Origin of the sequence: Kitasatospora sp. NPDC056327 (assembly GCF_042261735.1) — a bacterium.
GTDB lineage: Bacteria > Actinomycetota > Actinomycetes > Streptomycetales > Streptomycetaceae > Kitasatospora.
The window spans coordinates 9054-19371 of record NZ_JBHJRC010000149.1 but is presented as its reverse complement, the minus strand read 5'-3'; the positions used below and the strand labels follow the sequence as shown (position 1 = coordinate 19371).

The 10318-nt window shown below is 76.4% G+C and carries 8 protein-coding genes; 4 read left to right on the top strand and 4 right to left on the bottom strand.

Going from position 1 to position 10318, the window contains the following annotated elements; all coding sequences use genetic code 11:
* Positions 1-53: 53 nt before the first annotated feature.
* The gene (locus ACFCX4_RS21520; RefSeq protein WP_376144760.1) at positions 54-320 is read right to left on the bottom strand and encodes a GlsB/YeaQ/YmgE family stress response membrane protein; all 267 of its coding nucleotides are present in this window, start codon (positions 318-320) and stop codon (positions 54-56) included.
* 154 nt (positions 321-474) lie between these two features.
* Here ACFCX4_RS21520 and ACFCX4_RS21515 point away from each other — a divergent pair, with 154 nt between their 5' ends.
* Both ACFCX4_RS21515 and bla read left to right on the top strand, forming a co-directional pair.
* Positions 475-1716, top strand: coding sequence for a glycosyltransferase (locus ACFCX4_RS21515; RefSeq protein WP_376144759.1), 1242 nt, complete (start codon positions 475-477; stop codon positions 1714-1716).
* A 121-nt stretch (positions 1717-1837) separates the two neighbouring features.
* A complete protein-coding gene (gene bla / locus ACFCX4_RS21510; RefSeq protein ID WP_376144757.1) occupies positions 1838-2857 on the top strand; it encodes a class A beta-lactamase in 1020 nt (339 codons plus the stop codon).
* Here the strand turns inward: bla and ACFCX4_RS21505 are convergent.
* From ACFCX4_RS21505 to ACFCX4_RS21495, 3 genes are read right to left on the bottom strand one after another with little or no spacing between them, the layout of a single operon-like run.
* Positions 2818-3840, bottom strand: a complete 1023-nt coding sequence (locus tag ACFCX4_RS21505; protein WP_376144755.1) for a TIGR03842 family LLM class F420-dependent oxidoreductase — start codon at positions 3838-3840, stop codon at positions 2818-2820. The two genes, bla and ACFCX4_RS21505, sit on opposite strands and share 40 nt — an antisense overlap.
* 49 nt (positions 3841-3889) lie before the next feature.
* On the bottom strand, positions 3890-5356 hold the full coding sequence (gene hydA, locus ACFCX4_RS21500; protein ID WP_376144753.1) for a dihydropyrimidinase: 1467 nt from the start codon (positions 5354-5356) through the stop codon (positions 3890-3892).
* 17 nt (positions 5357-5373) lie between these two features.
* Positions 5374-6216 (bottom strand): nitrilase-related carbon-nitrogen hydrolase, encoded by an 843-nt coding sequence (locus ACFCX4_RS21495; protein WP_376144751.1) that lies wholly within the window; start codon positions 6214-6216, stop codon positions 5374-5376.
* Positions 6217-6686: 470 nt separating this feature from the next.
* Between ACFCX4_RS21495 and ACFCX4_RS21490 the strand changes: the two genes are divergently transcribed.
* Both ACFCX4_RS21490 and ACFCX4_RS21485 read left to right on the top strand, forming a co-directional pair.
* On the top strand, positions 6687-9905 hold the full coding sequence (locus ACFCX4_RS21490; protein WP_376144749.1) for a hypothetical protein: 3219 nt from the start codon (positions 6687-6689) through the stop codon (positions 9903-9905).
* Positions 9906-9952: 47 nt separating this feature from the next.
* Positions 9953-10033, top strand: a complete 81-nt coding sequence (locus ACFCX4_RS21485; protein WP_350561156.1) for a putative leader peptide — start codon at positions 9953-9955, stop codon at positions 10031-10033.
* Positions 10034-10318 lie beyond the last annotated feature (285 nt).

The following is a 10318-nucleotide window of genomic DNA, read 5'->3' as shown; positions in this document are numbered from 1 at the left end:
GCCCGGCCGCCCGGAGGATCGCGCGGCCGGGCCGGTCCTTCCCGCCCCCGCCGTCAGTCGCGGGAGTGGCCGAAGACGATCCGGTAGAGGATCAGCAGGACCAGCGCACCGCCGATCGCGGAAGCCCAGGTCGCCAGGTCGAAGAACTGCGCCGTCACCGGACGGTCCAGGAACCTCGCCGAGATCCAGCCGCCGACGAAGGAGCCGGCGATGCCGATCAGGGTCGTCACCAGCATCCCGCCCGGGTCCCGGCCGGGCAGCAGCAGTTTGGCCAGGGCCCCGGCCACCAGACCCAGCACGATCCATGCGACGAAGCTCATCCGTGTCCTCCCGCCCTCCGGGCCGCACGGCGGCCCCGTGCGCGCCGTACTGCCTGCTGGGACGCCGCACCACCGCCCGGCGGTTCCCCCGGGCCGGGTCCGGGGCTGGCGTGGCGCCCTTCTCCGGGCCCGGCCGCCCCGGGATACTGCGGCCATGCGCATCCTGATCGCCACCGCCGGCTCCCGCGGCGACGTCGCCCCCCTGACCGGGCTCGGCGCCCGGCTGAGCGCGGCCGGGCATCAGGTGGCCGTCGCCACCCACGTCACGTTCGCCGACTCCGTCCGCGCCGCCGGCCTGGAGTTCCGCCCGCTGCCGGTCGACCCACGCGCCGAACTCACCTCCCCGCAGGGCCGGGACATCCACGGCTCCGGCTCCGGACCGCGCGCCCTGCTCCGGCTCACCCGCCTCGCCCGGGCGTTCATACCGGCTCTCGGCGCGGGGATCGCCGACGCGGCCGAACCGGGCACCGACCTCCTGCTCACCACCAGCACCACCGCCGACCTCGGCCAGTGCGTCGCCGAGGCCGGCGGGATCCCGAACGTCGTCCTGCTCCTCCAGCCGCACACCCCCACCCGGGAGTTCGTGCCGGCCATCATCGGCGCGCGGTCGTTCGGCGGCCCCGGCAACCTGCTCGCCGGCCACGCCGTGCAGGCCGTCGTCGACCGCCTCTTCGCCCCGGCCGTGCGCGACCTGCGCCGCAGGCTGGGCCTGCCGCGGGCCACCGTGGCCCGCGCCCGGCGCGACCGCACGGTGCTGCACGGCTACTCGCCGCGCGTCGTCCCGCGCCCCGCCGACTGGCACCCGTCCCACCAGGTCACCGGCTACTGGTGGCCGGTGGCCGACCCCGGCTGGCAGCCCCCGCCCCGCCTCCTCGACTTCCTGGCCGCCGGACCGCCGCCCGTCTGCATCGGCTTCGGCAGCCTCGTCGTGCCCGACCCCGAACGCCTCACCGCGACCCTCCTCGCCGCCGTCCGCGCCGCCCGGGTGCGCGCCGTCGTCCAGTCCGGCTGGAGCGGCCTCAGCACGCCCGACGGCCTCGACGACGTCCTCACCATCGGCGACGCCCCGCACGAATGGCTCTTCCCCCGGGCCGCCGCCACCGTCCACCACGCCGGTGCCGGCACCACCGCGGCCACCCTGCGGGCCGGTGTCCCCACCGTCCCGGTGCCCGCCCAGCTCGACGCGCCCTTCTGGTCGGACCGCGTCACCCGCCTCGGCACCTCCCCCGGGCCCGTCCCCCTCCCCCGGCTCACCCCCGTCCGCCTCGCGACCGCGATCCGCCAGGCCCTCGACAGCCCCTGGCACCGCACCCACGCCCGTACCCTCGCCACCGCCCTGGTGGCGGAGGACGGCCCCGCGAAGGTCCTCGCCGCCATCGACCGGCTCGCGGGATAGCCCGGCCCGCGGCCACGACCACGACCCACGACCGCCACCCACGACCGCCGCGCCGGCCGGCCCGCGGACACCGCTTCCCGCGCACCCCGGGACCTCCGGAACCTCCGGGAAGGAGACACCCGTGGCACCGCGACCCGCCCGCCGCCTCGTGCTCGGCGGGGCCGCCGCGACCGTGCTGGCGGCCGCGCTCCCGCCCGGCGGGCCGGCCGCCGCCGCACGGGGCCCGGACCCGGACGGGCGCGGTCCCACCGACCGGCTGCGGGCCCTGGAGCGGGCGCACGCGGCACGGCTGGGGGTCTTCGCGCACGACACGGTCACCGGCAGGACCGTGGCGTACCGGGCGGACGAGCCGTTCCCGATGTGCTCGACGTTCAAGACGATCGCCGTCGCCGCCGTCCTGCGGGACCTGGACCGGGACGGCCGCTGCCTCGCCACGCGCGTGCACTACACCGCGCAGGACGTCGCCCGGGCGGGCCACGCACCGGTCACGGGGCTGCCCGGGAACCTCGAAGGCGGCCTGACCGTCGAGGAGTTGTGCGCGGCGGCCATCACGCACAGCGACAACGCCGCCGCCAACCTCCTGCTGCGCGCACTCGGCGGCCCCACCGCGGTCACCCGCTTCTGCCGCTCCGTCGGCGACCGGGCGACCCGCCTCGACCGCTGGGAGCCGGAGCTCAACTCCGCGGAACCCGGCCGGATCACCGACACCACCACTCCGCGCGCCATCGGCCGCACCTACGCCCGCCTCACCATCGGCAGCGCCCTCGGCCCGGCCGACCGGCACCGGCTGACCGCCTGGCTGCTCGCCTGCACCACGGGCGCCGGGCGCCTGCGGGCCGGCCTGCCGGACGGCTGGACCACCGCCGAGAAGACCGGCACCGGCGGCTACGGCACCACCAACGACGTCGGCATCACCCGGCCCCCCGACCGCGGCCCGGTCACCGTCGCCGTGCTGTCCACCGGCCCCGGCCCCGGCGACCCGCCCGACGAACCGCTGCTCGCCCGGACCGCCGCCCTGGTCGCGGCCGCCCTCACCGGGGGCGGTGACACCGGCCGCCCCGCCCGGCGGTCAGTGGACGGGGCGGCACCGGTGCCCGGCCGCTACGGCCGACCCAACCGGGGGATGACGTCGCTGCCGTAGGCGTCGATCGTGGACTCCACGGCGTCGTGCATGGCGTAGACGGCGAACTGGTCGACGCCGAGGGCACGGAGGTGTTCGAGGCGGTCGAGGTGGGCGTCGGCCGGGCCCAGGAGGCAGAAGCGGTCGACGATCTCGTCGGGGACGAAGGCGGTGTCGGGGTTTCCGGCGCGCCCGTGGTGGCTGTAGTCGTAGCCCTGACGGTCCTTGATGTAGGCCGTGAGGGCCTCGGGGACGAGACCGGAGTGCTCGCCGTAGTGCCGGACGAGGTCGGCGACGTGGTTGCCGACCATGCCGCCGAACCAGCGGCACTGCTCCCGGGCGTGGGCGAGGGCCGCCGGGGAGTCGTCGGCGGTGACGTAGGCGGGGGCGGCGACGCAGACGGTGAGCGCGTCGGGGTCCCGGCCGGCCTCGGCCGCGGCGCGGCGGACGGCCTTGACCATGTACTCGGTGAGGAACGGGTCGGCCAGCTGGAGGATGAAGCCGTCCGCCTGACGGCCGGTCAGGGCCAGTGCCCTGGGCCCGTAGGCACCCATCCAGACGGGCAGCGCGGCTCCCTCGCCGACCCACGGCAGCCGCATCTCGGTGCCGTCGACCTCGGCGGTGCGGCCCTCGGCCAGCTCCTTGATCGCGTGCATGGCCCGGGAGAGGTGGTCGAGGGTGGCGGGCCTGCGGCCGGCCACCCGCATCGCGGAGTCGCCGCGGCCGATGCCGCAGACGGTGCGGTTGCCGAACATGTCGTTGAGGGTGGCGAACAGTGAGGCGGTGACCTCCCAGGTGCGGGTGGAGGGGTTGGTGACCATGGGGCCGACGGTGAGGGTGCTGGTCTCGGCGAGGATCCGGCTGTAGACGACGAAGGGCTCCTGCCACAGGACGCAGGAGTCGAAGGTCCAGCCGTGGCTGAAGCCGGCCCGCTCGGCGCGGACCATCCGGTCGATGAGCAGACGGGCGGGCGGGTCGGTCTGCAGCACGAGGCCGATGTCCATGAGTACTCCGGGAGAGGAGGGCGGAGAAGGGCGAGGAGGGGCGGTGCGGCTAGTCGAGGTACTGGCAGGTGTCCCGGCTCAGGAACGTACCGTGGCCGGCCCGGCCCAGCCAGGTGCCCCGGTCGAGCACCACGGTGCCGCGGGAGAGCACGGTTCGGGCCCGCCCGGTGAGGGTCCGCCCCTCGTAGGCGGAGTAGTCGACGTTCATGTGGTGGGTCGCGGCGGAGACGGTCTGCACGGCGGTGGGGTCGTAGACGACGACGTCGGCGTCGGCTCCGGGGGCGAGGGTGCCCTTGCGCGGGTGCAGGCCGAACATCCGGGCCGGGGTGGTGCAGGCGATCTCGACCCAGCGGCGGCGGCTGAGGCGGCCGTCGACCACGGCCTGGTGCAGCAGGTCCATCCGGTTCTCCACGCCGGGAAGGCCGTTGGGGATCCTGGAGAAGTCGCCTCGGCCGAGGTCCTTCTGGCCGGTGTAGCAGAACGGGCAGTGGTCGGTGGAGACCACCTGGAGGTCGTTGGTGCGCAGTCCGCGCCAGAGGGCCTCCTGGTGCTCGCGCGGGCGCAGCGGGGTGCTGCACACGTACTTGGCGCCCTCGAAGCCGTCCTCGCCCTCCTCGGCGAGGTTGTCGGTGGAGAGGAAGAGGTACTGGGGGCAGGTCTCGCCGAAGACGGGGAGGCCCTCGTCGCGGGCGCGGGCGAGTTCGGCGAGCGCGGAGGCGGCGGAGACGTGGACGACGTAGAGCGGGCTCCCGGCGACCTGGGCGAGTCTGACGGCCCGGTGGGTGGCCTCGGCCTCCAGCAGTTCGCGGCGGACCTCGCCGTGGTGGCGGGGCGCGGTGCGGCCCGCGGCGAGGGCCTGTTCGACGAGGACGTCGATGGCGATGCCGTTCTCGGCGTGCATCATGATCAGTCCGCCGTTGGCGGCGCCGCGCTGCATGGCGCGCAGGATGCGGCCGTCGTCGCTGTAGAAGACGCCGGGGTAGGCCATGAAGAGCTTGAAGGAGGTGGATTCGCCGGAGTCGACGAGGGTGTCCATCTCCCGGAGGACGGCGTCGGTGACGTCGGAGACGATGGTGTGGAAGGCGTAGTCGATCGCGCAGGTGCCCTCGGCCTTGGCGTGCCAGGCGTCCAGGCCCTCGCGCAGGCTGCCGCCGACGGGCTGGACGGCGAAGTCGACGATGGTGGTGGTGCCGCCCCAGGCGGCGGCGCGGGTGCCGGTCCCGAAGGTGTCGGAGGCCCGGGTGCCGCCGAAGGGCAGTTCCATGTGGGTGTGGGCGTCGACCCCGCCCGGGATGACGTAGTGGCCGGCGGCGTCGATGACGGTGGCGGCGGTCCAGGAGCGGGCGGTCTCGCTGCCGGTCGCGGCGAGGGCGGCGATGCGTTCGCCCTCGATGAGGACGTCGGCGCGCAGTTCCTCGGTGGCGGTGATGACGAGGCCGTCGCGGATGACGGTGCGGCGCGCGGAAGCCGCGGACGAGCCCGCGGACGGGGTGGGGGGCGGGGCGGTGGGGGTCATGGCGGTGTCGTCCCCCCTCACGCCTCGGTCAGCGGGCCGTAGGCCTCGGGGCGGCGGTCGCGGTAGAACGCCCACTGCTGCCGGACCTCCTCCAGGAGGCCCAGGTCGAGGTCGCGGACGACGAGTTCCTCGTCCCGGTCGGAGGCGACCTCCCCCACGAAACGGCCGCGCGGGTCGACGAAGTAGGAGCTGCCGTAGAAGTCGTTGTCGCCGTACTCCTCGGTGCCGACCCGGTTGATGGCGGCGACGAAGTAGGCGTTGGCGACGGCGGCGGCCGGCTGTTCGAGCCGCCAGAGGTGGGAGGAGAGGCTGCGGCTGGTGGCGGAGGGGTTGTAGACGATCTGCGCGCCGCCCAGGCCCAGCGCCCGCCAGCCCTCGGGGAAGTGGCGGTCGTAGCAGATGTACACGCCGACCCTGCCGGCAGCGGTGTCGAAGACGGGCCAGCCGAGGTTGCCGGGCTTGAAGTAGTACTTCTCCCAGAAGCCCTTGACCTGCGGGATGTGGTGCTTGCGGTACTTTCCCAGGAAGCTGCCGTCGGCGTCGATCACGGCGGCGGTGTTGTAGTAGACGCCGGGCTGCTCCTCCTCGTAGACGGGGACGACGAGGACGAGGCCGAGTTCGCGGGCGAGGTCCCGCATCCGGCGCACGGTGGGGCCGTCGGGGACGGGCTCGGCCCAGCGGTGGTGCTCGGGCTCCTGGACCTGGCAGAAGTACGGCGCGTTGAAGACCTCCTGGAAGCCGAGGATCCTCGCGCCCCGGGCGGCGGCCTCGCGGGCGTACCGCTCGTGGAGGGCGATCATGCTCTCCTGGTCGCCGGTCCAGCGGGTCTGGACGAGGGCGGCACGGACGATCTGCGACATGGGTACCTCCGCAACTCCGCGGCCCGTCCGGGGGGCGGGCCCGCGGTCCGAGGGTTGGCGGGCGGGGCGGTGCTGCCTGCGGTGGACGTCTCCGTACGGTCCGCGCGCGGTGCCCGCGCGGGGCCGGTCCGCACTCCGTACGGGCCCGGCCCGTCCGGGGCATGTCCGGCCCGGGGCCGGCGCGGCACGAACGCGGTACCGACGCGCGGTCTACGTGCGTAGAGGGTGGTTTCCGACCGTAGGCCCGATTTCGGTCGCCTGACAATACGTCGGACGCGACCGGACCGGAGCGATCTTGGTGGGCGGACACGCGGACGGGCACCGGGGGGCGCATAGATGGGATGAAACGGTCATCTGTCCCGGAAGTCCCCTGCTTACCCATTCGGGTGAATCCGGGTACGGAACGGTGCGGTCCGGGGCATGACGCTCCATGACGGAACGACGGGCCGAACGAGGGGGGTGGACGGACGGTGACGGCGACGGGGGTGCGCGGGGCCCGGGCCACGGGGGTGCCCGGGCCCCGGCGGCTGCCGGCCTGGGGCGGGGCGCTGCTCGGGCTCGGCGTGCCGGTGCCGGCCCTGCTCGGGTGGCTGCTGTTCCTCCGGCGGACGCCCGCCGGGCAGGGCGTCCGGGACGTCCGGCTCCAGTTGGCCGGCTCCCGGGCCGCCGCCGAGGCGGTGATCGCCGGGCGGGCCCCGGAGTTCCGGGCCTCGCCGGCCGCCGACCTCTGGCCGGCCGGCGGCCTCGCGGTGTCCCTGGCCGCGGCCGGGCTGCTCGGGGCCCATGTGTTCACCCGCGCCCACTGGCGGCTGACCGCACTCGCCGCGGGCCTGGCCGGGGTGCTGGCCGGTGGCTGCGACCTCGCCGAGGACGTCCTGCTGGACGTCGGCCTGGGCACCGCCGGCCCGGGACCGGCGGGCGGGGACGCGCCGTTCGCCGCCGCGGCGGCGTTCGCCACCGTCAAGTGGCTGCTGATCCTGCCCGCGGGCACGGTCGCGGCCGTGGTCTGCGGCGCCACCCTGCACCGGGCGGTGCGCGGCATGCTGCGCCGGCCCCCGGAGCCGGAGCCGCCGGACGGCGGCGGGCCCGCGCTGATCCCGCCCTGGCCGGTGGTCACGGCGCGCGGCGGGCGCTGGCCGCCCGCGCCCAGGGCGCCCGGAACGCTCGGCCGGCAGGCCCGCTGGCGCAACGCGGCCCGGGTGCCGCCCGGCCGGGAGCACGCCCGGCTCGGCTTCTGCGTCTCGGGCGGCGGCATCCGCTCCGCCTGCGTCACCCTGGGCGCGCTGCAGGCCCTGCGTCCCTGGCTGAAGCAGGCCCGCTACCTGGTCGCCGTCTCCGGCGGCGGGTACACCGTGGGCGCGATGCAGCTGGCGCTGAGCGGCTCCGCGCCCGGCGTCCCGGTCCGGGCCGGCTCCGGTCCGACCTCCGACACGGTGCTCGAACCGGGCTCGCCGGAGGAGGACCACCTGCGGCGCCACTCCAAGTACCTGGCGGAGGGCGCGGGCGAGTGGCTGGTCGCACTCGGCACCCTGCTGCGCGGCCTGGTCGCGGCGTTCGCCCTGCTGCTGGCCGCCGTCCTGGTGCTGGGCCTCGGTCTGAGCCGCTTCTACCACCTCGTGCCGCTCGCCGGCCTCGACGGCCCTGCCTCGGACGGCGCGCCGCCGGCCGTCCGCGCGGCCGCCCTGTACGCGCTCGCCGGGCTGGTGGCGAGCGCCGCCACCGGGTGGCTGCTGTGGCTGCTGACCTTCTCCTGGCTCGGCTGGAAGACCCTGCTCCCCCGGCTGCTGCGCCGCTTCTCGCAGGGCGCGCTCGCGCTGGCCGCGCTGCTCGCCGTGGGCGTGCTGGCCGTCCCCGGGCTGGCCCGGGGCGCGGTCGCGCTGCAGCGCGCGCTGGCGGTCGGTGCCCGGCAGACCGGGGCCGGGATCAGCGTCACCGTGCTGCTGAGCTACCTGGCGCTGCTGCTGGGCATCCTGTGGCACGGCCGGCACGCCATCGAACAGGGTGCGACGGTGGTCGGCGGCGCGCTGCGCGGCGGCCGCGGGCCGGCCGGGCGGATCGCGGAGTACCTGCTGCTGTGGTCGGCCCTGACCGCCCTCGCCGTGGGCACGCTGCTCACCTTCGGGTGGGCGGTGGCCACCGGGTACGGCTGGCCGGGCGCCGTCCAGCTGCTGCTGCCGCTGGTCCTGGGCACCGTCGGGCTCAACCTGGACCAGACGTGGATGGGCCTGCACCCGTTCTACCGGCGCCGGCTCGCCTCGGCCTTCGCGGTCCGGCGGGTGGTGGAGGGCCCGGCGGACGGGCCGGCGGACGGGCCGGGCGAGGGCACGGACGCGGACGCCGGCGGCGGGGGCCGCGGGGAGGAGGTCCTGGCCCGGCCGTACCACTTCTTCGGCGAGCACACCCGGCTCAGCCAGTACGGCGCCCGGCACCCGGACTTCCCCCAGGTGATCTTCGCGGCGGCGGCGAACCTGTCCGGCAGCGCGCGGACCCCGCCCGGCCGGCGGGCGGTGTCGTTCACCTTCTCGCACGACTACGTGGGCGGGCCGGACGTCGGGTACGCGCGCACCGACCTGCTGGAGCGGCGCACCCGGCGGCACATCGCCCGGGACCTCACCGTGCAGTCCGCGATGGCCGTCTCCGGCGCGGCGTTCTCCTCCGCGATGGGGCGCCGCTCGCGCGCCTACCAGGGGCTGTTCGCGCTGACCAATGCCCGATTGGGCACCTGGCTGCCGAACCCGGCGGCGCTCGCTCCGCTCTGGGCCGCCGACCGGGACTGGCGCTTCGCACCGCAGCCGGCCGTCCGGCGGCTCTCGTACCAGCTGCGCGAGGCCTGCGGGCGCTACCCGATGGACGCGCGGTTCCTGCTCACCACCGACGGCGGGCACTACGAGAACCTCGGCCTGGTCGAGCTGCTGCGGCACGGCGTGCGGACGGCGGTGTGCGTGGACGCCAGCGGTGACGCCGCCTTCGCCGGGGCGCTCGCGGCGGCGATCACCCTGGCGCGGGAGGAGCTGGGCATCGTCATCACACTGCGCGATCCGGAGCTGCTGATCCCGGGCAGCGCCGGGCCCGGCGGAGGCGCCGGCGCGGGGCAGCCGCCGTTGCGCGGGCTGGCCGCGCGGCTGGCGGAACGACTCTCCGCCCGGGCGGTGGTGGTCGGTGACATCGTGTACCCGTGGCCGCTGGCGGTCGAGGACGCCGGCGGGCGGCCGGGGGCGGCCCGGCACGGCACGCTGATCGTCGCCCAGGCCGTGCTCACCGCGGGCATGCCGTACGAGCTGCACGCGTACGCGGTGGGCGATCCGGCCTTCCCGAACGACGGCGGCGGCGACCAGTGGTTCGACCACCGGCAGTTCGACGCCTACCAGACGCTCGGCCGGTACCTGGGCGAGCAGGCCGCGCCGGCCGTCGAGGCCGCGCTGGCGGCGCTCCGGCCGCCGGGCGACAAGGCCGCCCGGCGCGGCCCGGAGCACCACCCCGGTCCGGCCCGCAGCCGCGACCGGGACGGCGGGCCGGACGCCACCCGCGACCCGGCCGGGCGCCGGAACCACACCCCCGACGCGGCCGGACAGCGGGACCGGGAGCCGGCCCGGGACCGGCCGCGGACCGGGTTCCCCGGGCCCGCGGCCGCGCCCGAAGCGGAACGCGGCTCCACCGCGTCCGACCAGGGGCGCAACGGGCAGCCCTGACCGCCCTCGCTTGACTCCTGCCACCCCCGTCGGGAAGGATCCGGCACATGGACACGGGCACCACTCTGGTCTGCCGCCTGCACGTCGACCTCCGACGCCAGGCGAGTTCCATCTGTGCCTGTTGTTGATCCTCCCCTTCCCCGCCGGCTCCGTCCTGTGACCTCTGCCAGGGCCCGCGCCGCGCACCCGCACTCCTGACGCGCCTCCTCCCGGCGCGACCGTGCCCGCCCCGGTGTCCGACCGGTGCGGGTCCGCGTCCGCCGTGGTGGAGCCGCACGCACCGGACCCGGACCGGATCCGCACCGGCCCGAACCGCGGGGGGGGGGGGGCGCCCCCCCCCCCCCCCCCCGACCACCCCCCACCCCCCCCCCCCCCCCCCCCCCCCCCCCCCCCCCCCCCCCCCCCCCCCGACG

Excerpts from the sequence above, each read along its gene's own strand:
- ACFCX4_RS21505 (WP_376144755.1), bottom strand. The coding sequence starts at position 3,840 with ATGGACATCGGCCTCGTGCTGCAGACCGACCCGCCCGCCCGTCTGCTC.
- ACFCX4_RS21520 (WP_376144760.1), bottom strand. The coding sequence starts at position 320 with ATGAGCTTCGTCGCATGGATCGTGCTGGGTCTGGTGGCCGGGGCCCTG.
- ACFCX4_RS21515 (WP_376144759.1), top strand. The coding sequence starts at position 475 with ATGCGCATCCTGATCGCCACCGCCGGCTCCCGCGGCGACGTCGCCCCC.
- ACFCX4_RS21495 (WP_376144751.1), bottom strand. The coding sequence starts at position 6,216 with ATGTCGCAGATCGTCCGTGCCGCCCTCGTCCAGACCCGCTGGACCGGC.
- hydA (WP_376144753.1), bottom strand. The coding sequence starts at position 5,356 with ATGACCCCCACCGCCCCGCCCCCCACCCCGTCCGCGGGCTCGTCCGCG.
- ACFCX4_RS21485 (WP_350561156.1), top strand. The coding sequence starts at position 9,953 with ATGGACACGGGCACCACTCTGGTCTGCCGCCTGCACGTCGACCTCCGA.